Source organism: Pseudomonas sp. M20 (genome assembly GCF_045037865.1).
Taxonomy (GTDB): domain Bacteria; phylum Pseudomonadota; class Gammaproteobacteria; order Pseudomonadales; family Pseudomonadaceae; genus Aquipseudomonas.
This window is the reverse complement of sequence record NZ_CP173611.1, coordinates 3,216,852-3,239,560: the sequence shown is the minus strand read 5'-3', so window position 1 is coordinate 3,239,560 and position 22,709 is coordinate 3,216,852. Positions and strand designations below refer to the sequence as shown.

Genomic DNA, 22,709 nt, shown 5'->3' with positions numbered 1-22,709 from the left:
TTCGTCTGGAGACAGTGGATTGTCGAGCGCCCCGCAACCTGAACCACCCAATCGCTGGCAGGATGTGCTGGCCGGCCTATCGATAGCCGGCCTCTTGCTGCCCGAAGCGGTGGCGTATTCGACCATCGCCGCTCTGGCGCCACAGGCCGGGGTTATCGCCCTGTTTGCCGGGCTGTTGTGTTACGGGGTGTTCGGCACCAGTCGTTTTGCGATTGTCTCGGCCACTTCCTCTTCGGCCGCCGTGTTGGCTGCGGCAACGGCGACCCTGGCCAATGGAGACCCGCAGTTGCGCTCAACGTTGGCGGTTGGCCTGGTCTTGGTCACGGGCGTGTTGTTTTTGCTGGCCGGGGCCTTTCGTCTGGGCAGTGTCACGTCCTTCATCGCCAAACCGGTTTTGCGTGGATTCGCCTTCGGTCTGGCGCTGACGATCATTCTCAAGCAGGTCGCCAGTGTGGTCGGCGTGCATCTGACCGACGCCAATCTGGTGCGCTTCGCCCCGCAACTGCTTGAGCAACTGCCGCAATGGAACTGGCCGGCCGCAGGTGTCGCTGCCGTTGCGCTGGTATTGCTCGGGCTGTTTTCACGATTCCCTCGTCTACCCGGTGGCTTGCTGGTGGTAATGATCGGCATCGCCGCCGGGCAATGGCTGAACCTGCCAGCGCATGGTGTGAAGATGATCGGCATTATCGACCTCAGCCTGGACGTCCCCAACCTGCCGGCGCTGCCGTTCGCCGACTGGCTACGACTGGGGGAGGTGGGGTTTGCGTTGGTGATGATTCTGTATGCGGAGTCTTACGGATCGATCAGTTCCTATGCGCTCAAGCATGGCGACCGCGTCACCTCAAACCGTGATCTGTTGGCGCTGGGAGCGTCGAACCTGCTCTCCGGGTTGTTTCATGGCATGCCGGCAGGGGCTGGGTACTCGGCGACCTCGGCAAATGAAGCCGCAGGGGCGACGTCTCGCTGGGCCGGCGGGGTAGCCGCGTTGGTGGTGTTGATCATCGTGTTGACGGTGTTGCCGTGGATTGCCCTGACGCCGGAGCCGATTCTTGCCGCGATTGTCATGCATGCGTTGGGTCGCGGTTTGAGTTTGCAGCCGCTGGGCCGCTACTTCATCTGGCGCCGGGATCGTGTGCTGGTTATCTGTGCGGTCTCGGCCGTTTTGATGTTGGGCGTGCTGGACGGCTTGCTGGTCTCGGTGGCGATCAGTGTGCTGTTGATGCTCAAGCAGATGTCGGCAGCGGACATTCAAGTGTTGGGACGGATTGATGGCGGGCACGATTTTGTCGATGTGCAGCGTCATCCCATTGCGCAAACGGAACCCGGCGTACTGATCATTCGACCGAGTGAAGCGTTGTTTTTTGCCAACGTTGAACGAATTCTGGGGGCGGCGTTACGGCTGATCCGCCATGCAGAGGTGCCGGTGCACACGGTGATTCTGAGTCTTGAGGAGACGCCTGACCTGGATGGCACCAGTATTGAGGCGATGCAGGAGTTTTTCCTGCGGGTGCATCAGGAAGGCAAGCGATTGATTCTGGCGCGGCTCAAGCATGAAGCGCTGACGGTGTTGGACGCATTGCCTGAAGTGCAGGCCAACGGTGTGATCCTCAGCGGTTTGAGCGTCGATGGCGCCGTGCAGAAAGCCCTCAAACCAGACCCCAAGGCATAAAAAAACGCCGCTCATCTCACGATGGGCGGCGTTTTTCATTGCGTTGCAACGTTAGGCTTGAACGACCGGGATGTTGGCGTTCGCAGCAGCTTCACGGAACTCGGCGATCTGGTCGAAGGACAGATAGCGGTAGATATCGGCCGCCATGCTGTCGATCTTGCCAGCGTATTCCATGTACTCCTCGACGGTCGGCAGGCGACCCAGGATCGAAGCCACGGACGCCAGCTCGGCCGAAGCCAGGTAGACGTTCGCGCCGTCGCCCAGACGGTTCGGGAAGTTACGGGTCGACGTCGACACCACGGTGCTGTTCGGCTCTACACGTGCCTGGTTACCCATGCACAGCGAGCAGCCTGGCATTTCCATGCGTGCGCCAGCCTTGCCGTAGATGCCGTAGTAGCCTTCTTCGGTCAGTTGGTGAGCGTCCATTTTGGTCGGCGGCGACAGCCACAGACGGGTTGGCAGCTGACCCTTGACCTGATCCAGCAACTTACCGGCAGCGCGGAAGTGACCGATGTTGGTCATGCACGAACCGATGAACACTTCGTCGATCTTCTCGCCAGCAACGCTGGACAGCAGACGGGCGTCGTCCGGATCATTCGGCGCGCACAGTACCGGCTCGTTGATGTCGGCCAGATCGATTTCGATGACTTCGGCGTATTCGGCGTCGGCATCGGCTTCCATCAGTTCCGGGTTGGCAACCCAGGCTTCCATCGCTTGAGCGCGACGTTCCAGAGTACGTGCATCGCCGTAGCCTTCACCGATCATCCAGCGCAGCAGGGTGATGTTGGAGTTCAGGTACTCGGTGATCGACTCTTTCGACAGCTTGATGGTGCAACCGGCAGCCGAACGTTCGGCCGAGGCGTCGGACAGTTCGAACGCCTGCTCCAGGGTCAGACCTTCCAGACCTTCGATTTCCAGGATGCGGCCGGAGAAGGCGTTTTTCTTGCCTTTCTTCTCGACGGTCAGCAGACCGTTCTGGATGGCGAAGTAAGGAATGGCATGAACCAGGTCACGCAGGGTGATGCCAGGCTTCATTTTGCCTTTGAAACGCACCAGAATCGATTCCGGCATGTCCAGCGGCATAACGCCGGTGGCAGCGGCAAACGCAACCAGACCGGAACCGGCCGGGAACGAAATGCCCATCGGGAAACGGGTGTGCGAGTCACCACCGGTACCGACGGTGTCTGGCAGCAGCATGCGGTTCAGCCACGAGTGGATGATGCCGTCGCCCGGACGCAGGGAAACGCCGCCGCGGGTCATGATGAAGTCAGGCAGGGTATGGTGGGTGGTCACGTCGATCGGCTTTGGATACGCCGCGGTGTGGCAGAACGACTGCATCACCAGATCAGCGGAGAAGCCCAGGCACGCCAGGTCTTTCAGTTCGTCACGGGTCATTGGACCGGTGGTGTCCTGAGAACCTACGGTGGTCATCTTCGGTTCGCAGTAGGTGCCAGGACGGATGCCTTTGCCTTCTGCCAGACCGCAAGCCTTGCCGACCATTTTCTGCGCCAGGGTGTAACCCTTGGTGCTTTCGATCGGTGCATCAGGCTTCTTGAACAGGTCGAACGGTGGCAGACCCAGTTCGGCGCGAGCCTTCTCGGTCAGGCCACGGCCGATGATCAGCGGGATACGGCCGCCGGCACGGACTTCGTCCAACAGCACCGGGGTTTTCATTTCGAAGGTGGTCAGGACTTCGTCGGTGCCGTGTTTGCAGACTTTGCCAGCATGCGGGTACAGGTCGATCACGTCGCCCATGTTCATGTTGGAAACGTCGAACTCGATTGGCAGTGCGCCGGCATCTTCCATGGTGTTGTAGAAGATCGGAGCGATTTTGCTGCCGAAGCAGAAACCGCCAGCACGCTTGTTCGGCACGTAAGGAACGTCGTCGCCGAAGAACCACAGCACCGAGTTGGTGGCCGATTTACGCGAGGAACCGGTACCGACCACGTCACCGACGTAGGCGATCGGGAAGCCTTGACCGCGCATTTCTTCGATCTGCTTCATCGGGCCGATGGCGCCCTGTTGATCAGGAACGATGCCGTCACGGGCCATTTTCAGCATGGCCAGGGCGTGCAGCGGGATGTCTGGACGCGACCACGCATCTGGAGCAGGGGACAGGTCGTCGGTGTTGGTTTCGCCGGTGACCTTGAATACGCGCAGGCTGATCTTGTCTTCCAGCGTTGGGCGGTTCTTGAACCACTCGCCGTCAGCCCAGGATTGCAGCACGGCTTTAGCGTGAGCATTGCCGTTCTTGGCTTTTTCCGCGACGTCGTGGAACGCATCGAACATCAGCAGGGTGTGCTTGAGTTGCGCGGCGGCGACTGGCGCCAGTTCGGCGTCGTCGAGCAGGTCAACCAGAGTGACGATGTTGTAGCCGCCCTGCATGGTGCCGAGCAGTTCTACAGCGCGCTTTTTGTCCAGCAGAGGGGAGGAAACTTCGCCCTTGGCCAGTGCAGACAGGAAACCGGCTTTAACGTAAGCCGCTTCGTCCACGCCTGGTGGAATGCGATTGGTGATCAGGTCAACGAGGAATTCTTCTTCGCCAGCCGGAGGGTTTTTCAGCAGCTCGACCAGGCCTGCTGTTTGTTCGGCGTTAAGCGGCTGGGGAACGATACCCAGGGCTGCACGCTCTTCGATATGTTTGCGGTAGGCTTCAAGCACAGTTATTACCCTCATCAGTGGTCCCAAATGGGTGTCCGGGACGCTCATCCCGAAATTGCCGTACTCATGCTCCTCACGACGTTGTGGGTCGTTCGGCCAGAATTACCGGCAATTCCTTACAGAAGCTGCTTTCAAAGTTTTACGCCTGCAGAACGGGGAACTGATGAGGGTTGGCGCTGGATTTTTCCCCGCTGGAAAAATCCCTCGCCAACACCGCTCTGAAGGAACGACTGTGCTCGTGACGCTTTGAAAACAGCTTCTAACGGACATTGGCGCCTTAAAAGGCTGGCTGATTCTACGGCAAAAAAAATTTAAAGGTAAGTCGGGCTCTATTGGACTTTCGTGGCAATGCGCGTGTCTGGGTCAAACGCGCGGTGCGACTGAGACCCTGATGTTTGAGGGGTGATCAATGCCCGACAAAGGGCTAACATGCCGACCTGTTCCGCGTTTCAGTGTTTTGCCTATCTTATGCCCAATCAGACCATCAAGACCCCCTGCGTCGGCCTCTGCTCCACTGTTTACGGTGATCTGGTGTGCCGTGGGTGCAAGCGTTTCCACCACGAAGTGATCCACTGGAATGGGTACAACGAGGAGGAAAAACGCGCGGTGTGGCTGCGTCTGGAGCAATTGCTGTCACAAGTGATGGCAGGCAAGGTCGAGATTTTCGATTCGGCGCGCCTGCGCGAGCAACTGGAGCAGCGCAAGATCCGCTTCGTGCCGCATCAGTCGGAATATTGCTGGGCGTATCAGCTGATTGCTCGCGGTGCGCGGGTGATCATTAATCTGGAAGCCTACGGAATGGTGTTGCTGCCGGAGTTTCGCGACTGGAACCTGCCGGAACTGCGCGATGCCATTGATCGGGAATTCTTCCTGCTGTCGGAAGCGCATTATCAGCGCTACATCGCCCCGGGCTTTTTGAAAGACGCTTTCGGCGCCTAGAAGCTTCGCGAGCAGGCTCACTCCTACAGGGATCGCATTTCAAATGTGGCTGTTCAGTGTTTCACCGCCAACTCCACCAGATGATCCTCAACCTCCTGCGGTTTGAGCACCAGCACATCGCTCTCCAGTGCATCCAGCACAACTTCCGCCGTATTCCCGATCAACGCCCCTGACAACCCGGTACGCGCCACCGTGCCAATCACGGTCACCGCTGCCTGCAGCTTGTGCGCCATGAACGGGATCAACACATCCGCCGGGCCTTCCTCGATGTGCAGGTGCTCGTCATCGACATCGAATTCCGCCTGAAACGCCCGGCATTGCTCGCGATAACGCGCCTCGATGGTTTCACTCAGTTGCAGCGTCGGGTCCGCTGCTGACAGCATCGGCGATGGATGCGCGGCGATCACATGCAAATGCGCTTTGGCCAGACTGGCAATGTCGTAGCCATGATCAATGATCGTTGTGTGCAGATGCCGGTGCTCACCATCGGCATTGCCCACGTCCACCGCCGCCAGAATCACCTTGTCCTTCCACGAACCGGCGGTTTTCACCAGCAACACCGGGGTAGGGCAGTGGCGCAATAGCTTCCAGTCCGCCGGGGTCAGCAGGGCTTTTTTCAACGAACTGTCAGGGAAATGCTGTTTGATCACCAACCCGCAACCTTCGGCCTGCTGCACATCGATGATGGTTTCGTGCAGGCTCTCGTTCCACGCCTGCTCGGTGGTCACGCTGTAGCCGTCGGCCAGCAGTGCGGCTTTGAGCACGCCGAGCATACCGGCGTGATCGTGCTTCTTGTCGCACACCAGCAGGTGCAGATGGGCCTGGGTCACGCCCGCGATCAACTTGGCGCGCTTGAGCGCCAGGCTTTCCGAATGTTCGGGTTCGATGACCACCAGAATGCTGCGAATGGCTTGCATGAGCGGAGTCTCCAGCAAAGAAAAGGCACGGCGTTGCACAACTATAGTTGCTGCTCGATCATGCGCGACTTGATGCATATCAACGCCAGCCGCTGGTGGTCTGCGGGCAGGCCGGTATAATCGGCGCCCTTCGCTCGAACACCTTTTACCGTGAGCCCCATGATCCTTCCCGAAATCCACGAATTCCTTGGCTGCCGCACCCCCGACGCCTGGGTTCAGGCGGCACTGGCCGATCAGGAAACCCTGCTGATCGACCACAAGAACTGCGAGTTCAAGGCTGCCAGCACCGCCCTGAGCCTGATTGCCAAGTACCATTCCCACGTCGACCTGATCAACATGATGTCGCGTCTGGCCCGGGAAGAACTGGTGCACCACGAGCAGGTCATGCGCATCATGAAACGGCGCAAGATCGAACTGCGCCAGCTCCACGCCGGTCGTTATGCCTCGGGCTTGCGCAAGGTCGTGCGCAGCCACGAGCCGGTGAAACTGGTGGATACGCTGGTGGTCGGCGCGTTTATCGAAGCGCGCAGTTGCGAGCGGTTCGAAGCGCTGGTGCCGCATCTGGACGAAGAACTCGGCAAGTTCTACTTTGGCCTGCTGAAAAGCGAGGCGCGGCATTTTCAGGGGTATTTGAAGCTGGCCTATCAGTACGGTGATGCGAAAGATATTGCCCAGGTCATCGACAAGGTCCGCGCCGCCGAGCAGGAACTGATCGAATCGCCGGATGAAGAGTTTCGCTTCCACAGCGGTGTGCCTGCCAACACTTAAAGATCAAAAGATCGTCCGAACGCGGCCCGAGCCTTCGGCAGCTCCTACACTTGGAAATGCGTTTCCCTGTAGGAGCTGCCGAAGGCTGCGATCTTTTGCGTTTGAATGTTAAAAACTCTTAAGAGTATGAAACATCACCGAAAACCGGCCCCAGCGGCCGGTTTTTGCTGCCTGAAGCAAACGCCTTCAGCGCGATTGCCGCCATAATGCCGACCACTTCACACTTGGGTGGCAGACGGTCGTTATGGATAACCTGGGTTTTGGCAAAGTTCTGTTGGTGGAAGACGATGAGCGTCTGGCGGCGCTGATCGCGCACTTTCTCGAACAACACGGCTACGAGGTGCGCACCGTGCTGCGCGGCGACCTGGCCGTGGCTGCCTTTCTGGAATTCAAGCCGAAAGTCGTGGTGCTCGACCTGATGTTGCCGGGGCAGAGCGGTTTGCACGTGTGCCGCGAGATTCGCAGTGTATCGGACACGCCGATCGTGATTCTGACTGCCAAGGAGGACGATCTCGACCACATTCTCGGGCTGGAATCCGGCGCCGATGACTATGTGATCAAACCGATCAAGCCGCCGGTGTTGCTGGCCCGGCTGCGGGCGCTGCAACGGCGCCAGGTGCCGGATAGCAATGTCGTCAGTTTTCTGGAGTTCGGCCAGTTGAGCGTCGACCGCAGTTGTCGGGAAGTGCGGCTGGCGGGCGAGGTCATCGAAATGACCACCATGGAATTCGAGCTGCTGTGGTTGCTGGCCAGCGCGGCCGGCAAGGTGCTGTCGCGTGATGACATCCTCAATCGCATGCGCGGGATCGCCTTCGACGGGCTCAATCGCAGCGTCGACGTTTACATCAGCAAGTTGCGCAACAAACTCAAAGACAACCCCCGTGAGCCGATGTGCATCAAGACCGTGTGGGGCAAGGGTTATCTGTTCAATCCGTTCGCTTGGGAGCTGTAGATGCTGCGGTTATTTCTCGGGCTGTTTCTGGTCATGACAATTGGTCTGGTGCTGGCGTTGCAGACGGTCGAACGTACCTTTGATGCCTTGCTCGATTACCAGATGCAGGACTACAACCGTGAGGCCGTGCGCGGGCAGGCATGGACATTGGGCCAGCAGTTGCGTGACCTCGACGGCCCGGCCCGGGAAAAGCAGCTAGAAACGATCCGCCCGCATTACGGCTTGGGGCTGACGCTGGTCGACACTTCTGAACTCGCCCTGAGTGACGAGGAAAAGGCCGAACTGGCTAAAGGGTTGCTGGTGATCCGCGACAAGTACACCCAGTACATTTCGGCGATTGATGAGGGGCCGCAATTACTCAGTATTCGCTTGCCGGCCGAGCCGAGTCTGATGCCGTTCTACATCGCCGGCGCCTACCTGATGATTGCCGTGATGATCGGCATCGTCCTGTTTTTCTGGGTGCGTCCGCACTGGCGCGATCTGGAGAAACTGCGTCTGGCTGCCGAGCGTTTCGGCGACAACGATCTGTCGGTGCGCATCCAGTTGTCGAAGCGCTCGAACATCCGCGATCTGGCCGAGCACTTCAACCTGATGGCCGCACGCATCGAAGGCCTGATCGCCAACCAGCGTGAGCTGACCAACGCCGTCTCCCACGAACTGCGCACACCGATTGCGCGGCTGTCGTTTGAACTCGACCAGCTCAAACAGCAACCGGACGCCAGTCAGAACCGCGAGCTGATTGCCGACATGTACGCTGACCTCGGCGAACTCGAGGAAATGGTCTCGGAACTGCTGACCTACGCCAGCCTCGAGCGCGGTGCGACGGTAATCAAACGCGAAAACATTCAGGCTGCCAATTGGCTCGACAGTGTGGTTGGCAGCGTGGCGCTGGAGGCCGAAGCGGCGGGAGTGCAATTGCTGATCGGTGATTGCCGGCTCGACACCGTGCGTATCGAGCCGCGATTCATGGCGCGGGCGGTGATCAATCTGCTGCGCAACGCGATTCGTTACGCCGAGCAGCGAGTTGAGGTGACGCTGGTGCGCACCGGCGATTATTACGAAGTGCGGGTCAACGACGATGGGCCGGGCGTACCGGTGCATGGGCGGGAGAAGATCTTCGAACCGTTTTCGCGGCTGGATGCCAGCCGGGATCGGCGTACGGGTGGGTTTGGCTTGGGTTTGGCGTTGGTACGCCGAGTGTCGCAGTCCCATGGCGGGCAGGTTGAAGTGGGCGATTCGGCTTGGGGTGGGGCGTCGTTCTGGATGACCTGGGCGCATCTGGATTGAATGCTGTTGCCTGCGCCGGCCCCTTCGCGAGCAGGCTCGCTCCCACAAATGGAATGCGTTCTTCTGTGGGAGCGAGCCTGCTCGCGAAAGCGTCGGGTCAGTCAGCATGGGTGTGTCTGATCCACCGCTATCGCGAGCAGGCTCGCTCCTACAGGGGGCACGGTTCAGCGGGTCAAGCCGAGACGTTCATGCCACTGGGCGATGGATTCTTCGGGGTAGGCGTCGAACTGTTGGTCTTTGGTTTTGGCCTCGACTTCGACCCAGGGCGCTTTCGAACCGAGCATCAGATGTGTGTGCTCCGGCGGCACCGGCAAAGGCGTGTCGATGGCCGAGGCGAACGGGTGGATCAGCTCCGGCCATTCAGGGCTGAACAGCCACAAACCGCTGCCACACAGTGAACAGAAATGCCGTTCGGCCGTGCTGCGATGGGCGCGCTTGTCGCCTTCGTCTTTCATCTTCGCGTGGTAAACACTGATGTGTTTGCGCCCGCGCACTTTGAGACTGGTCGCGTCGCCGCCGAGGTTGATCGCATAACCGCCGCCGCCCTGGGTCTTGCGGCAGATCGAGCAGTAGCAGCGTTGATAAGGGTAGGGGTGGGCGCTGGTGAGGCTGAATGTGACCTCGCCGCAATGGCAGGAGCCTTCGAGATGCATGGGAGCTCTCCGGTTTCTGAATGTGCGGTTGAGCCTAGAACATTCAGTGCGATGGCGGTCGGTGTGATTCGACGGGCGGGGGCAGCGTCTAGCCCCAGTGTCCCCGCAATCCCATGGGGCGAGACTTCGGAACCCGGCATGCAAGCGCTGTTGAACGAGATTCTTGACGCTGTCCGCCCGCTGATCGGGCAAGGCAAGGTGGCTGACTACATTCCCGCCCTCGGCACTGTGCCGGCCAATCAACTGGGCATCGCCGTGTACGGCAACGACGGCGAGATGTATTGCGCCGGGGACGCCGAGACACCGTTCTCGGTGCAGAGTATTTCCAAGGTGTTCAGCCTGGTGCAGGCGATCGATCATTCCGGCGAAGCGATCTGGGAGCGCCTTGGTCACGAGCCGTCCGGGCAGCCGTTCAACTCGCTGGTGCAGCTGGAATTCGAGCGCGGTCGGCCACGCAACCCATTCATCAATGCCGGCGCGCTGGTGATCTGCGATATCAACCAGTCACGCTTTGCCGCACCGACCCTGTCGATGCGCGATTTCGTCCGGCGCCTGTCCGGCAATCCGCAGATCATGATCGACGGCAAAGTCGCCGATTCTGAATATCAACACCGTGCGCGCAATGCGGCGATGGCGTATCTGATGCAGTCGTTCGGCAATTTTCACAACGATGTCGAAGCGGTGCTGCGCAGCTATTTCAGCCACTGCGCGTTGCGCATGAACTGCATTGATCTGGCGCGGGCGTTCTGCTTTCTGGCCAACGACGGTTTTTGCAAACACAGCGGCGAACAGATCCTCACGCGTCGGCAAACCCAGCAGGTCAACTCGATCATGGCCACCAGCGGGCTGTATGACGAAGCGGGTAACTTCGCTTACCGCGTTGGCTTGCCGGGCAAGAGCGGCGTTGGTGGCGGGATTGTCGCGGTGGTGCCAGGGCAGTTCACGGTGTGCGTGTGGTCGCCGGAATTGAATGCGGCGGGGAACTCGCTGGCGGGGATGGCGGCGCTGGAGATGCTCAGTTCGCGGATTGGCTGGTCAGTATTTTGATCTGAAACCCAATCCCTGTAGGAGTGAGCCTGCTCGCGATAGCTTAGTGTCAGTCAACATGTGTATATCTGATCCACCGTTATCGCGAGCAGGCTCACTCCTACAAGGGGTTTTGTGTTGCCTGGGGAGAGGGTGTTCCTATACATTTTCCGGCCGCTCCCTGCATGGTGAATCCGCTTCATGTCTCTTGCGCTCGAACGTCTAGTCGCTGGCACGCCGATCCCTTTCGCTGGTAACCGCGTCACCGTGGTCAGCCCCGAACTGGCCGCGCGCTTTCAGCCCGGTGATCACCTGCTGGTGGAGCAGGTCAGTGGCGAGCTGCTGTTGATCCCCGTGGCGGATCAGCAAGCGGCGTCGGTAGCGATCGAGCGCGCAGCCGCCGCATTCACTGCGCTGTCGGCTGTATCCGATGAAGCGATCAGCACGTTTTTTGACCTGTTCGCGCAACGTCTGGAAAACCCGGCGTGCTGGGCGCACATCGAAACCGCCAACCTTGCCGACATCGAACGCGCCAAGGCGCGCGGCCGCTCCACCACCCGGCTGCTCGCCGACGAGCGCATGCGCGGCGACATGATTGCCGGCCTGCGTGCCTGGCGAGATGCCGCCGCCACGCGCGGTAAAGTCATCAGCAGTGTCGAGCACGACGGCTGGAAGGTCGAACAAGTGGTCTCGCCGCTGGGCATTGTCGCGTTTGTCTTTGAAGGTCGGCCGAACGTGTTCGCCGATGCGGCCGGTGTCTTGCGCACCGGCAACACCGCTGTGCTGCGTATCGGCAGCGATGCCTTGGGCACCGCGCAAGCCATCGTCACTCACGCACTGAACCCGGCGCTGACTGATGCCGGTCTGCCGGCGGGCGCGGTCTCGTTGGTGGAAAGCGTCAATCACGCGGCTGGTTGGGCGATGTTTGCTGATCGACGTTTGTCGCTGGCGGTGGCGCGCGGCTCGGGTCGTGCGGTCAGTCAGTTGGGCAGCATTGCCCAGCAGGCTGGCACCGCGGTCAGCCTGCATGGCACGGGTGGCGCGTGGTTGATCGCCGATCGTGCTGCCGATGCCACACGTTTTGCCGCCGTGGTGCGCAACTCGCTGGACCGCAAAGTGTGCAACACCCTCAACGTCTGCCTGATCCAGCGTGATCGCGCGGCGGAACTGGTGCCGCTGTTTCTTGATGCGCTGCAACAGGCCGGTACTGCGCGTGGCCAGGGCTGCAAATTGCACATCGTTGAAGGCAGTGAAGGATGCTTGCCGAGTGAGTGGCAGAACGCGACGGTCGAGGTCTATCGCGCCGAGGGTTTTCAGACCGAAGCGTTGGCTGAACCTTTGGCGGAGTCGGCGCTGGGCCGCGAATGGGAATGGGAAGAAACCCCGGAAGTCAGCCTGATGATCGTTGACGATCTGGATCAGGCGATTGCGCTGTTCAACCGCTACAGCCCGCAGTTCACTGTGTCTTTGATCAGTGAGGATGCAGCCGTACAAGAGCGTTTCTACAACGCGGTGAATGCGCCGTTCGTGGGCAATGGCATTACCCGTTGGGTCGACGGCCAGTACGCGCTGAACAAGCCGGAGCTGGGTCTTTCGAACTGGGAGAGCGGGCGCTTGTTTGCGCGCAGTGCGATTCTTTCGGGGGATGGCGTGTTCACTGTGCGCAGCCGCATGACCCAGATCGATCTCACAGTAAAACGCTGATCTGGCGGACAATGATCGTTCCCACGCAGAGCGTGGGAACGATCAGTTGCTCAGGCCGCGTGGGTGGTTTGTGCATGAATCGCGCAAGTCGCCGGTTGCTCGGCCAGTGGCACAAACGTGCGGCGGTCCGAGGACAGCGCATCGATCGAGCCGGTCTCGATGTCATACACCCAGCCGTGCAGGTTCAGCAGGCCTTTCTCCTGCGCCAGACGCACGCTCGGGTGGGTCTGAATGTTCGCCAGTTGCGCGATCACGTTTTCGCGTACCATCGAGCTCAACTTCGCCGCGTCATTGGCATGTGGCCGCGCTTCGTTAACCACTTTCGCCGACTCGGCATGCTGCAGCCAGCCGCTGACCGCAGGTAAGTGATCCATGCATTTGCACTTCGCGATCGCGGTCATCGCGCCGCAGTCCGAATGCCCGCAGATCACAATGTCGGTCACCCCGAGCACCGCCACCGCGTATTCCACCGTCGCCGAAACCCCGCCCGGATGCGGGCTGTAGGACGGCACGATATTGCCGGCGTTGCGGATCACGAACAGTTCGCCGGGTTCTTGTTGGGTCAATAATTCTGGCACTACTCGGCTGTCGGAACAGGTGATGAACAAGGTGCCGGGCTGTTGCGTGGTCGCCAGGTGTTTGAACAGTTCGGTGCGTTGCGGAAACGCTTCGTTCTGGAATTTCAGGAAGCCATCAATCAGGTTTTTCATGGTGTTGTCCTCTCAGTTCGAGCAACCGCTGCCGAATTCGCTGTATTGAAGAGTGTGTTTGCCGCCGTGGCTGTCCAGATACGTCATCTCCACCGGCACTACGCCACACACATCGGTAACCGGGGTAATGCTCAGCACTTGAGCGATGTCCAGTGGCATGCCGTAGCGGTAGGCGACGACCTCGTCAGCGGCAGATGCCTGGGCGCAAACGCCGCCGAGCAGGGCCAGAATCAACAGAATTTTTTGCATGGGGCAGCCTCCAGATGTGTTGGGTGACGGGTAGCCATTCGAGGTGGGTTGGCCCGCACGCTCGGTGCGGGCCTGGGCGGATCAGAACGGACGCAGGGGCAGGAATTTGCCATCGAGGGTGACCACCGCGCGGGAGCCGCCTTCCGGGTCTTCGACTTTCTTGATGTCGAGTTTGAAGTTGATCGCGCTGATGATGCCGTCGCCGAACTGCTCGTGAACCAAGGCTTTGAGGGTGGTGCCGTAGATCTGGATCATCTCGTGGAAGCGGTAGATGGTCGGGTCGGTCGGCACACCGCTGAGGCTGCCACGCAGGGGGATGATCTGCATCGCCGCGACGTCTTCAGCGCTCAGTTCGAGTTTGTCGCCGACCACTTGGGCGGCGTTTTCTGGCAGCGGGTGCTGGCCGAGCAGGGCAGCGGTGACGTACGCCAGGCTGAGGCCGGTGCCGTCGGCCAGATCCTGCCACGACAGATCTTTGCGTGCCTTGGCGTCGAGAACGCGGGTGGTCAGGGCCAGGCTGGTGTCGTTGTAGGCGTGGGACTGTTGCATGGTGTCACTCCTTTCAGGGGTTGGCTTGCTGTGTGGGATTGATCTTCTGCCGATTCATCCATAGCGTCCAAGACCGATATACAATGCTTCGCATAAGTCCTGCCTATAGATGGTATTTCCCATGCTGCTGCGACATTTGCGTTATCTGCTGGCCGTTGCCGATCACGGCGGCTTCACCCGTGCCGCCGAGGCGTTGCATGTGTCGCAGCCGACCCTGTCGCAGCAGATTCGCCAACTGGAAGAAACCCTGGGGGTGAACCTGTTTGATCGCACTTCGCGCACGGTAAAACCGACGGATGCCGGCGCGGCTTACATCGAATGCGCGCGACGGGTGCTGGTCGAGCTGGAGGCGGGCAAGCGCGCGCTGCATGACGTGAAGGATCTGTCTCGCGGCACGTTGCGTCTGGCGATGACGCCGACGTTCATGGCGTATCTGGTCGGGCCATTGGTGCGCGACTTTGCCGCGCGGTATCCGGGGATTCATTTGCAGATCTTCGAGTTGTCGATGGATGACATTGAGGCGGGGTTGGCGGATGACTCTCTGGATATCGCGATTGCGTTTACGCCGGTGCGCAGCGCCGATATCGAGTGTATTCCGGCGTTTACCGAAACCTTGGGGATCATGGTCGGGCGGGAGCATCCGTTGTATGACAGTCGCTCGGTACTGACGCCGGGGGATATTGCTTCGCTGGACTTTGCCTTGTTGGCGCCCGACTTCATCACGCGGTTATCGGTGGACGAGTATTTCCGCCAGCACGGGATTACGCCACAGGTGCGGATCGAGGTGAATTCGGTGAGTACGTTGCTGGAAGTGGTGCGGCATTCGCCGCTGGCGACGATGTTGCCGGAAGCGATTGCGACGGAGGATCGGGCGTTGCGCCGGTTGCGCGTGGAGAGTGATGCGCCGCAGCGTGGAGCGGCGTTGTTGCGGCGGCGCAATAATTATCACAGTGCGGCGGCGGTGGCGTTTGTGGAATTGGTGTTGGGCATGGGAAGCCCCTCACCCTAACCCTCTCCCAGAGGTAGAGGGGACTGACCGAGATGTTTGTGCGATCTACGCCGACCTGAGAAACCTGAGTCGAACTCAGGTTCTTAAAGCACCATAAATCGGCTCCCTCTCCCTCGGGAGAGGGCTGGGGTGAGGGGCTACAATTCCAGTCACGCCAAATCAATGCAAGCGAACAAAAAAGGCCTGCTTCCTTTAAGGAAGCAGGCCTTTCAATTATTTAATGACTAACTCAGCAGAACCGATCAATCACCCGAACTTCATTATTGTTCTGCATCGAACCCCACGCCTGTTTCAGCGTTTGCAGAACATTCCCGATGAAGTCCTTGTCGGCCGCGGCTTTCTTGCCAACATAACCGTGGCCGCGACGGTACATCTTCAGGCGGGCCAGCAGGTTCTGATGGTTGCGGTCGAACTCGTCTTCGTCAGCATGGGTCGCCAGGCAGTCGATATGTACCTGACCCGACTTGCTGATCCACAGAATATGGCTGTCGTGGCTGTCTTTCTGCGCAGCGAACATACGAGCCAGTTCTTCGATAGTTGGTTGATTGTTCAGATTCATGATATTGCCCCTTGACCAGTCTGGTGATCTTTCAAAGTTGATTCGCTAATACAGGTAGCCCATCGGTTAGTTGATCCCTGGCACCGAAACCAGGACGTCAGCGCTCGCCCGTGTGCAGTACGGGGTCGTGCATCTGTTGCATGTAGTCGTGTTGAATAACTGCTACGCAATAGCGTCACAACGAGGAGAAGCAGCGAAAACCGGGAGGCTCCTTGACGACATTTACCGTGTCGACCACAAGCGTCTTGAGAATTTTCGCCAGCGCTTCTCGTCCTTGTACTGGACGTTCAGGCCAGGTCAGCTTCTTCAATCTGCCTTGTGGGCAGCGTGTATCCGGAAAAAACAACTCGGCGGTCAGACGAGTTTGCTCAAGCGTGTTACCGATGTTCCCGATCGGGGAACGTCTTCATCATGCAAAAGCAAAACGATGCCGTCAACGGTTTTGTAGTGATTATTTTTGCTCACTACATATTGTCGGACAAAGCAGTTTTGGAATGAGAAAGAATTCGTTCAGGCAACGGAAAAAGGCGTGCGCAGCGCATAGAAGGTGCATGGATAACCGCCTACTTCGCGCTGCTGCAGGGTGAAGTGGGCGTCGCTCAATAACGGAATCAGCCTGGCCCAGAAGCGCTGGGCCGGCAGGTTGGCGTCGATATGGAAAATCTGCCATTGACCGAGGATCTGGCTCAAGAGGGCAGAGACGACAAACTGCGCGACGCCTTGGCCACGAAAGCGTCGCGCGATGAAAAAGTATCCGATGTTGTGCTCAGCCCCGGCGATATGCGTTTCGTTATCGACGGTCACGAAACCGGCGAGTTCGCCGTCGACGCGAATCAGAAATGGTTGGGTGGCCGGGTGGCGCCAGTAGTCGATTTTCGGCTGGATGGAGAAGAAACCATGCGGAGCGAGCTTTAGCGGCAGCCATTCGCTGAAGTCGTACATGTAGAACTGCATGAGGTTTTCGATGATTTCCAGCTCATCGCGCCGGGCTGGGTGCAGTTCGATATTGGCCATACGCCGGGTTCCTGAAAGTGATGAGCCTTGCAGAAACACTAGCGGGTTTTATTTGGCAGCTGGTTTCGGCGTGCGTTTGGTGGTGCCTGTGGTTTTGCTGCGGGTCGATGATTTGCGTTTCTTCTTCCACGGGGCCGCCGCTTTACCGGCCGGCGGCGGGCCGCTGATGGTCAGGCTGAGGCTGGAGCAGCGCGTCACCTGTTTGCTCATCCATGCAGCTTGTTTGGTGACGAACTCTTCAAGACTCATTTCGCCACTTTGCACCATGTCCAGCGCCTGTTCCCAGATCGCCGTAGTGCCGGGGTCGGCAATCGCGCGTGGCACTGCGTCGATCAGGCTGAACGCCGCCGGCGTGGCAGCGAGGGCTTTGCCGTTTTTCACCAGATAACCACGGTCAATCAAGCCCTGAATGATCGAGGCGCGGGTGGCTTCCGTGCCAATGCCGGTGGTGTCCTTGAGTTTCTGTTTGAGCAGTGGATCCTCGACCAGTTTGGCGACGTTCTTCATCGCCTTGATCAGATCGCCCTCGGTGTAGGGCTTGGGCGGTTGCGTCCACAGATCCTTGAGTTTCACAGAGGCGATGGCGCATTCAATGCCTTGGCTCAGGGCCGGCAAGGTTTGCGGCGCGGGAGCTTCGCGGCCCTTGGCCGGCGCCAGTGCCTCGGGCAGCGCGCGTTTCCAGCCTGGTTCGATGATCTGCTTGCCGACCGCGCGCAACGCTTCACCGGCGCAATCGAAGTCGGCCTGGGTGCGATCGTATTCGTGATTGGGCAGGAACTGCGCCAGATAGCGAGCGCGGATCAGGGTGTAGACCGCACGGTGTTTGCCTGTCAGGCGCTCTAGATTCTTCGCTGCAGCGGTGGGAATGATGCCGTGGTGCGCGCTGACCTTGGCGTCGTTCCACGCTCGGGAGCGGCGCTGGGGGTCGAGATGGCCTTGCAGTGCGTCAAGACTCGAGTCGGCCTGACGCAACGCCGCGAGAATTCCCGGCGCCTCACTGTGCTGGCTTAGCGGCAAGTAGCCGCAATCACTGCGCGGGTAGGTGATGACTTTGTAGGTTTCGTAGAGTGCCTGAGCAATGTCGAGGGTTTCCTGCGCGCCGAGGCCGAGCTTCTTCGAACAGACCTCCTGCAAGGTGCCGAGATCGAAGGGCAGGGGCGCCACTTCGCGCATGCGCTCGGTTTTCAGCTTGGCCACCCGGGCATTGGCAGCGCCGTTGATGGCGGCGGCCGCTTGTTGGGCCAGCGTTTGATTCAGGCAGCGCTCCTGATCATCGCAGGCATCCGGTGGTGCACGCCATTGCGCAGTAAACGGAATGCCGTTGTGCAGCAGATCGACATCGATCGCCCAGAACGGCACCGGCACGAAATCGGCGATGCTGCGGTCGCGATCCACCACCAGCCGCAAGGTCGGTGTCTGCACCCGGCCAACCGGTAACACGCCCTGATAACCCGATTGCCGACCGAGCAGCGTGAACAGTCGGCTCATGTTCATGCCGATCAGCCAGTCCGCCCGCGAGCGGCCCAGCGCCGAGTGATACAGGCTGAAGGTCTCGGCCCCCGGTTTCAATGCGGCCAGAGCCTTGCGGATCGAGGCTTCGTCCAGCGCCGACAGCCACAAGCGGCGGATCGGCCCGCGATAACGACAATGCTCGACCAGTTCCCGGGCAATCATCTCGCCCTCACGGTCGGCGTCGGTGGCGATGATCAGCTCGCTGGCCTCGCCGAGCAGGCGCTTGACCGCTTTGTACTGGCTGGCCGTGCGCGGTTTGACGGTCATTTTCCACTTGTCCGGAATGATCGGCAGATCGGCCAGTACCCAGCGCTTGTAGCGGGCGTCATAGGCATCCGGCGGCGCGGTTTCGAGCAAGTGGCCGATGCACCAGGTCACCGTGACGTCCGTTCCCAGCCAGCAGCCGTCGCCCCGACGCTTGGCGCCGAGCACGGCCGCAATGTCTTTGGCCTGGGAGGGTTTTTCACAGAGGTACAGCCGCATAACCACCATCGTCGATCAAGGTCCGAACAGGTGCACAGAATGGCCGGACTTGGCGTCAGGGGCAACTTTTATCTGTATGGATATACAGATAAAAAACATTGCAGCAGGTGACGGGCAATACAGGGACGCAGGCCCGGCTATCGAGAAATTGATTAGCGCCCGGTTTGCGCCTGTGTCAGGTTTTTCGCCGATTCAAAACACGCGAGTGACAGGACGATCTCGCCAGAAGATCGCCGTGGTCTGTCGACACTGACTACTCAGAAACAAGGAAGTCCATCATGGCTCAAGCCAAATCCAACACCAGCAGCGCCTTCGACGAAATCGATACCTTCAGCCATCTGTATGACCGTGGCGTCGGGCTGGTCAATGGCAAACCCTCATTCACTGCCGATCAGGCTGCGGATGAAATCCTGCGCAAAGGCCTGTCGTGGGGCGACAAGAACGCTGACGGCAAAGTAGACCTCAGTTACACCTTCCTGACCGAGAAACCGACGAACTACAACGTCAAACTGGGCAACTTCAGCGAGTTCAGCGCCCAGCAAAAGGCCCAGGCCGTGCTGGCCATGCAATCCTGGGCTGATGTCGCCAACGTCACCTTCACTGAAGGCAAGGGCGGCGATGGCCACATGACCTTCGGTAACTACGATGTCAGCACCGGTGGTGCGGCATTCGCTTACTTACCGAGCGGTGGCAGCTATGACGGCCAGTCGTGGTACCTGATCAACGATCAATACCAGGTCAACAAAACCCCGGACATCAACAACTACGGGCGCCAGACCCTGACCCACGAGATCGGTCACACCCTTGGCCTGTCGCATCCGGGCGCGTACAACGCCGGTAATGGCAACCCGACCTATAACGACGCAAAGTACGCCGAAGACACCCGTGGCTACAGCCTGATGAGCTACTGGAGCGAAGCCAACACCGAGCAAAACTTCAGCAAGGACGGCAGCGGCGCGTACGCCTCGGCGCCGTTGCTCGACGATATCGTCGCGGTGCAGAAACTGTATGGCGCCAACTACGCGACCCGCGCCGATGACACCACCTACGGCTTCAACTCCAATGCCGAGCGCGATTTCTACAGCGCCACTTCGGCGTCCTCCAAAGTGGTGTTCTCGGTGTGGGATGGCGGCGGTAATGACACGCTGGATTTCTCCGGCTTCAGCCAGAACCAGAAGATCAACCTCAATGAAGGTTCGTTCTCCGACATCGGTGGCCTCGTCGGTAATGTGTCCATCGCTTACGGTGTGACCGTGGAAAATGCCATCGGCGGTTCAGGCAATGACCTGCTGATCGGCAACACCGTTGCCAACGAACTGGTCGGCGGTGCCGGCAATGACATCCTTTACGGTGGTGGCGGTGGCGACACCTTGTGGGGTGGTGCAGGTGCGGACACCTTCGTGTTTGGCGCGGCCAGTGATTCGACCATGACCGCGCCGGACTGGATCATGGATTTCACCAGCGGCCTGGACAAGATCGACCTGTCGGGGATCGCCGGTTTCGCCACGGGCGCGGCGTCGCTGAACTTTGTCAGCGGCTTCACCGGGCATGCGGGCGACGCGATCCTGACCTACTTCGCGCAGACCAATCAGACCAGCCTGATGGTTGACCTGACGGGGCAGGGGGCGGTGGACTTTGCCGTGGGCGTGGTGGGGCAAGCGGTGGCAACTGATATCGTTGCGTGATGCCTGAAGAACGGCCCTCACCCTAACCCTCTCCCAGAGGTAGAGGGGACTGACCGAGTTGTCTGGCGAAATCCATCGACCTGGAAAACCGAGTCGATTATGGATTCAAAGCCAAACGTTCAAGTCGGTGAAGTTCGCCAATATCCCCCAATCGGCTCCCTCTCCCTCGGGGAGAGGGCTGGGGTGAGGGGCTTTTGATGTTGAAGGGCCGTTCGGCTGCAAACCCACCCCAACCAGAACCAATGAGCTATACCTGAACCGGTCTCTTCGCCGTATCCAGGAGAACCCCCATGAAAAGCTCCGGCCCTAGTCCCGTCATTGCCCTCGAACAACTTCCCGGCTGCCTGATAGTGAAATTCCACGGCATCCAGGTCGCCGCGTCCTCCCACGTACTGATCCTCAACGAAGCCAACTACCCGCCGGTCTATTACGTCCCTCGCGAAGACATCGACGAAAAGTACTTCGCCCGCACCGACCACACCAGTTATTGCCCGTACAAGGGCGACGCCAACTACTTCAGCCTGCAAGTGCCGGGGCATGAAGGGGCGAACGCGGTGTGGACTTATGAGAAGCCGAAAATCTCGGTCGGGCCGATCAAGGACTACGTGGCGTTTTATCCGGATCAGGTGAAATTCGAAGTGATCAAGGCTGATGCCTGAGCAAAAAAATCGGCGAGAGTAAAAACCCTCGCCGATTGAATTATCTGGTTGAGTTTCAGTTCTTGTCGAGATCGATATTCTTCGTCTCACGCAAACAGATCATCCCCACCACCAGGCTCACCCCGGTAATCAACACCGGATACCACAGCCCATAAAAGATGTCCCCGGTGTACACCACCAACGCGAACGACACCGTCGGCAGGAATCCGCCAAACCAGCCGTTGCCGATGTGATATGGCAGCGACATCGAGGTGTAGCGAATGCGCGTCGGGAACAGTTCGACCATCAGCGCCGCCAACGGGCCGTAGCACATCGCCGAGATGATGATCAACGCCACGATCAGGGCGACGATCATCGGTTTGTTGATCTGCTGCAGATCGGCCTGTTGCGGGTAGCCGGCCAGCGTGATCGCACCGCGCAGTGCAGCCTCATCGAAGCCGTCGAGTTTGACGTCGCCGACGCTCACTTGCACGGCGCTGCCAGCAGGCGCAGCGGCGCTGGAGTAGGGCAGGCCTTGCTTGACCAGGAAGGTCTTGACCTTGTCGCACGGGCTGTCGAATTTGGCTTTGCCGACCGGGTCGAACTGGAAGGTGCAGGTCGCCGGATCCGCCAGCACGGTGATCGGCGCCTGACGGCTGGCCTGATCGATCGCCGGGTTGGCGTAGTGCGCGAGGGATTTGAAGATCGGGAAGTACAACGCGGTGGCCAGCAGCAAGCCCAGCATCAGCACCGGTTTACGCCCGACCTTGTCCGACAGCCAGCCGAAAAAGATGAAGAACGGCGCGCCGATGACCACGCTGATGATCAGCAAGGTGTTGGCCACCGCCGGGTCCATTTTCAGGAACTGGGTGAGGAAGAACAGCACGTAGAACTGCGCCGCGTAAAAGGTCACCGCTTGCCCGGCGTTGATGCTGAACAGGGCGATCAGCACAACTTTGAGGTTTTCCCATTTGCCGAAGGATTCGCGTATCGGCGCTTTCGAGGTTTTACCTTCCTCTTTCATTTTCAGGTACGCCGGCGACTCGTGCAGGCTCAGGCGAATCCAAGTGGAAATGCCCAGCAGTACGATCGACAGCAGGAAGGGAATACGCCAGCCCCACACCTCAAACTGATCGCCGGTGAAGTAGCGGCAACCGAGCACCACCAGCAGCGACAGCAACAGGCCGAGAGTCGCGGTGGATTGAATCCAACTGGTGTGGAATCCGCGTTTGCCGATTGGCGCATGCTCGGCCACATAGGTCGCCGCGCCGCCGTATTCACCGCCAAGCGCCAGGCCCTGCAGCATGCGCAGCACCACCAGAATGATCGGCGCGGCGATGCCAATGCTGGCGTAGGTCGGCAGCAGACCGACGCAGAACGTCGCCACGCCCATCAGAATGATCGTCGCGAGAAAGGTGTATTTACGCCCGATCATGTCGCCCAACCGACCAAACACCAGCGCCCCGAACGGCCGCACGATAAAGCCTGCGGCGAAAGCCATCAGCGCAAAGATGAACGCCGTGGTGTCGTTGACTCCGGCGAAAAACTGCTTGCTGATCACCGCCGCGAGGGCGCCGTAGAGGAAGAAGTCATACCACTCGAACACCGTTCCCAGTGATGAGGCGAAGATGACTTTGCGTGTATCCGGGCTGGTCTCCGCGCTGCGCACGGCGTCCAGCGGCTGAACGTGTTCTGACATATCGGTATCCCTCACAGTGATTGTTT

Annotated in this window: 20 protein-coding genes; 10 read left to right on the top strand and 10 right to left on the bottom strand. The window is 59.5% G+C overall.

Translation table 11 applies throughout. The annotated features are described in order from the left end of the window. The first annotated feature begins 19 nt into the window (after nucleotides 1–19). A complete protein-coding gene (locus ACI514_RS14335) occupies nucleotides 20–1,669 on the top strand; it encodes a SulP family inorganic anion transporter (protein ID WP_405124124.1) in 1,650 nt (549 codons plus the stop codon). Between the two features lie 51 nt (nucleotides 1,670–1,720). On the opposite strand, the gene acnB is transcribed toward ACI514_RS14335, so the two are convergent. After that, a complete protein-coding gene (acnB, locus tag ACI514_RS14330; protein WP_160060074.1) occupies nucleotides 1,721–4,330 on the bottom strand; it encodes a bifunctional aconitate hydratase 2/2-methylisocitrate dehydratase in 2,610 nt (869 codons plus the stop codon). 468 nt (nucleotides 4,331–4,798) lie between these two features. Here acnB and ACI514_RS14325 point away from each other — a divergent pair, with 468 nt between their 5' ends. Further along, nucleotides 4,799–5,269: a DUF1289 domain-containing protein gene (locus tag ACI514_RS14325; protein ID WP_038366489.1), complete on the top strand. Its 471-nt coding sequence runs from the start codon at nucleotides 4,799–4,801 to the stop codon at nucleotides 5,267–5,269. A 53-nt stretch (nucleotides 5,270–5,322) separates the two neighbouring features. Here ACI514_RS14325 and ACI514_RS14320 read toward each other — a convergent pair whose 3' ends face one another. Next, entirely contained in the window at nucleotides 5,323–6,186 is an 864-nt protein-coding gene (locus ACI514_RS14320) for a universal stress protein (RefSeq protein WP_160057319.1), read from the bottom strand. A gap of 159 nt (nucleotides 6,187–6,345) precedes the next feature. Between ACI514_RS14320 and ACI514_RS14315 the strand changes: the two genes are divergently transcribed. From ACI514_RS14315 to ACI514_RS14305, 3 genes are all read left to right on the top strand, one after another. Further along, nucleotides 6,346–6,954, top strand: a complete 609-nt coding sequence (locus ACI514_RS14315) for a tRNA-(ms[2]io[6]A)-hydroxylase (RefSeq protein WP_127926765.1) — start codon at nucleotides 6,346–6,348, stop codon at nucleotides 6,952–6,954. A gap of 244 nt (nucleotides 6,955–7,198) precedes the next feature. After that, on the top strand, nucleotides 7,199–7,906 hold the full coding sequence (locus ACI514_RS14310) for a winged helix-turn-helix domain-containing protein (protein WP_160057320.1): 708 nt from the start codon (nucleotides 7,199–7,201) through the stop codon (nucleotides 7,904–7,906). Beyond that, nucleotides 7,907–9,193, top strand: a complete 1,287-nt coding sequence (locus tag ACI514_RS14305; RefSeq protein ID WP_405124123.1) for an ATP-binding protein — start codon at nucleotides 7,907–7,909, stop codon at nucleotides 9,191–9,193. Between the two features lie 164 nt (nucleotides 9,194–9,357). On the opposite strand, the gene ACI514_RS14300 is transcribed toward ACI514_RS14305, so the two are convergent. After that, nucleotides 9,358–9,846: a GFA family protein gene (locus ACI514_RS14300; protein ID WP_405124122.1), complete on the bottom strand. Its 489-nt coding sequence runs from the start codon at nucleotides 9,844–9,846 to the stop codon at nucleotides 9,358–9,360. A 138-nt stretch (nucleotides 9,847–9,984) separates the two neighbouring features. On the opposite strand from ACI514_RS14300, the gene glsB reads away from it, so the two are divergent. Further along, a complete protein-coding gene (gene glsB, locus ACI514_RS14295; protein WP_034152462.1) occupies nucleotides 9,985–10,893 on the top strand; it encodes a glutaminase B in 909 nt (302 codons plus the stop codon). Nucleotides 10,894–11,073: 180 nt separating this feature from the next. After that, complete coding sequence (locus tag ACI514_RS14290) at nucleotides 11,074–12,576, top strand: aldehyde dehydrogenase family protein (protein ID WP_405124121.1); 1,503 nt, start codon at nucleotides 11,074–11,076, stop codon at nucleotides 12,574–12,576. A 50-nt stretch (nucleotides 12,577–12,626) separates the two neighbouring features. Here ACI514_RS14290 and ACI514_RS14285 read toward each other — a convergent pair whose 3' ends face one another. The 3 genes from ACI514_RS14285 to cynS all read right to left on the bottom strand — a co-directional run bounded on the left by ACI514_RS14285 (nucleotide 12,627) and on the right by cynS (nucleotide 14,084). After that, a complete protein-coding gene (locus ACI514_RS14285) occupies nucleotides 12,627–13,286 on the bottom strand; it encodes a carbonic anhydrase (RefSeq protein ID WP_160057324.1) in 660 nt (219 codons plus the stop codon). Between the two features lie 12 nt (nucleotides 13,287–13,298). Beyond that, complete coding sequence (locus ACI514_RS14280; RefSeq protein ID WP_405124120.1) at nucleotides 13,299–13,535, bottom strand: DUF2790 domain-containing protein; 237 nt, start codon at nucleotides 13,533–13,535, stop codon at nucleotides 13,299–13,301. A gap of 81 nt (nucleotides 13,536–13,616) precedes the next feature. Then, nucleotides 13,617–14,084, bottom strand: a complete 468-nt coding sequence (cynS, locus tag ACI514_RS14275; protein WP_016982959.1) for a cyanase — start codon at nucleotides 14,082–14,084, stop codon at nucleotides 13,617–13,619. Nucleotides 14,085–14,205: 121 nt separating this feature from the next. On the opposite strand from cynS, the gene cynR reads away from it, so the two are divergent. Continuing rightward, nucleotides 14,206–15,093 (top strand): transcriptional regulator CynR, encoded by an 888-nt coding sequence (gene cynR, locus ACI514_RS14270; RefSeq protein ID WP_160057326.1) that lies wholly within the window; start codon nucleotides 14,206–14,208, stop codon nucleotides 15,091–15,093. A gap of 229 nt (nucleotides 15,094–15,322) precedes the next feature. On the opposite strand, the gene ACI514_RS14265 is transcribed toward cynR, so the two are convergent. From ACI514_RS14265 to ACI514_RS14255, 3 genes are all read right to left on the bottom strand, one after another. Beyond that, nucleotides 15,323–15,652, bottom strand: coding sequence for a hypothetical protein (locus ACI514_RS14265; protein ID WP_160057327.1), 330 nt, complete (start codon nucleotides 15,650–15,652; stop codon nucleotides 15,323–15,325). A 510-nt stretch (nucleotides 15,653–16,162) separates the two neighbouring features. Further along, nucleotides 16,163–16,666, bottom strand: a complete 504-nt coding sequence (locus tag ACI514_RS14260) for a GNAT family N-acetyltransferase (protein WP_405124119.1) — start codon at nucleotides 16,664–16,666, stop codon at nucleotides 16,163–16,165. 48 nt (nucleotides 16,667–16,714) lie between these two features. After that, the gene (locus tag ACI514_RS14255) at nucleotides 16,715–18,661 is read right to left on the bottom strand and encodes a DNA topoisomerase III (protein WP_405124118.1); all 1,947 of its coding nucleotides are present in this window, start codon (nucleotides 18,659–18,661) and stop codon (nucleotides 16,715–16,717) included. 278 nt (nucleotides 18,662–18,939) lie between these two features. On the opposite strand from ACI514_RS14255, the gene ACI514_RS14250 reads away from it, so the two are divergent. Beyond that, nucleotides 18,940–20,346: a serralysin family metalloprotease gene (locus ACI514_RS14250; protein WP_405124117.1), complete on the top strand. Its 1,407-nt coding sequence runs from the start codon at nucleotides 18,940–18,942 to the stop codon at nucleotides 20,344–20,346. A gap of 290 nt (nucleotides 20,347–20,636) precedes the next feature. Continuing rightward, nucleotides 20,637–21,005, top strand: a complete 369-nt coding sequence (locus tag ACI514_RS14245; RefSeq protein ID WP_093437143.1) for a DUF427 domain-containing protein — start codon at nucleotides 20,637–20,639, stop codon at nucleotides 21,003–21,005. A 55-nt stretch (nucleotides 21,006–21,060) separates the two neighbouring features. On the opposite strand, the gene ACI514_RS14240 is transcribed toward ACI514_RS14245, so the two are convergent. Then, nucleotides 21,061–22,683, bottom strand: a complete 1,623-nt coding sequence (locus ACI514_RS14240) for an MFS transporter (protein WP_095047447.1) — start codon at nucleotides 22,681–22,683, stop codon at nucleotides 21,061–21,063. Between the last annotated feature and the right edge of the window lie 26 nt (nucleotides 22,684–22,709).

Excerpts from the sequence above, each read along its gene's own strand:
- ACI514_RS14325 (WP_038366489.1), top strand. The coding sequence starts at position 4,799 with ATGCCCAATCAGACCATCAAGACCCCCTGCGTCGGCCTCTGCTCCACT.
- ACI514_RS14320 (WP_160057319.1), bottom strand. The coding sequence starts at position 6,186 with ATGCAAGCCATTCGCAGCATTCTGGTGGTCATCGAACCCGAACATTCG.
- ACI514_RS14315 (WP_127926765.1), top strand. The coding sequence starts at position 6,346 with ATGATCCTTCCCGAAATCCACGAATTCCTTGGCTGCCGCACCCCCGAC.
- ACI514_RS14310 (WP_160057320.1), top strand. The coding sequence starts at position 7,199 with ATGGATAACCTGGGTTTTGGCAAAGTTCTGTTGGTGGAAGACGATGAG.
- ACI514_RS14305 (WP_405124123.1), top strand. The coding sequence starts at position 7,907 with ATGCTGCGGTTATTTCTCGGGCTGTTTCTGGTCATGACAATTGGTCTG.
- ACI514_RS14300 (WP_405124122.1), bottom strand. The coding sequence starts at position 9,846 with ATGCATCTCGAAGGCTCCTGCCATTGCGGCGAGGTCACATTCAGCCTC.
- glsB (WP_034152462.1), top strand. The coding sequence starts at position 9,985 with ATGCAAGCGCTGTTGAACGAGATTCTTGACGCTGTCCGCCCGCTGATC.
- ACI514_RS14290 (WP_405124121.1), top strand. The coding sequence starts at position 11,074 with ATGTCTCTTGCGCTCGAACGTCTAGTCGCTGGCACGCCGATCCCTTTC.
- ACI514_RS14285 (WP_160057324.1), bottom strand. The coding sequence starts at position 13,286 with ATGAAAAACCTGATTGATGGCTTCCTGAAATTCCAGAACGAAGCGTTT.
- ACI514_RS14280 (WP_405124120.1), bottom strand. The coding sequence starts at position 13,535 with ATGCAAAAAATTCTGTTGATTCTGGCCCTGCTCGGCGGCGTTTGCGCC.
- cynS (WP_016982959.1), bottom strand. The coding sequence starts at position 14,084 with ATGCAACAGTCCCACGCCTACAACGACACCAGCCTGGCCCTGACCACC.
- cynR (WP_160057326.1), top strand. The coding sequence starts at position 14,206 with ATGCTGCTGCGACATTTGCGTTATCTGCTGGCCGTTGCCGATCACGGC.
- ACI514_RS14265 (WP_160057327.1), bottom strand. The coding sequence starts at position 15,652 with ATGAATCTGAACAATCAACCAACTATCGAAGAACTGGCTCGTATGTTC.
- ACI514_RS14260 (WP_405124119.1), bottom strand. The coding sequence starts at position 16,666 with ATGGCCAATATCGAACTGCACCCAGCCCGGCGCGATGAGCTGGAAATC.
- ACI514_RS14255 (WP_405124118.1), bottom strand. The coding sequence starts at position 18,661 with ATGCGGCTGTACCTCTGTGAAAAACCCTCCCAGGCCAAAGACATTGCG.
- ACI514_RS14250 (WP_405124117.1), top strand. The coding sequence starts at position 18,940 with ATGGCTCAAGCCAAATCCAACACCAGCAGCGCCTTCGACGAAATCGAT.
- ACI514_RS14245 (WP_093437143.1), top strand. The coding sequence starts at position 20,637 with ATGAAAAGCTCCGGCCCTAGTCCCGTCATTGCCCTCGAACAACTTCCC.
- ACI514_RS14240 (WP_095047447.1), bottom strand. The coding sequence starts at position 22,683 with ATGTCAGAACACGTTCAGCCGCTGGACGCCGTGCGCAGCGCGGAGACC.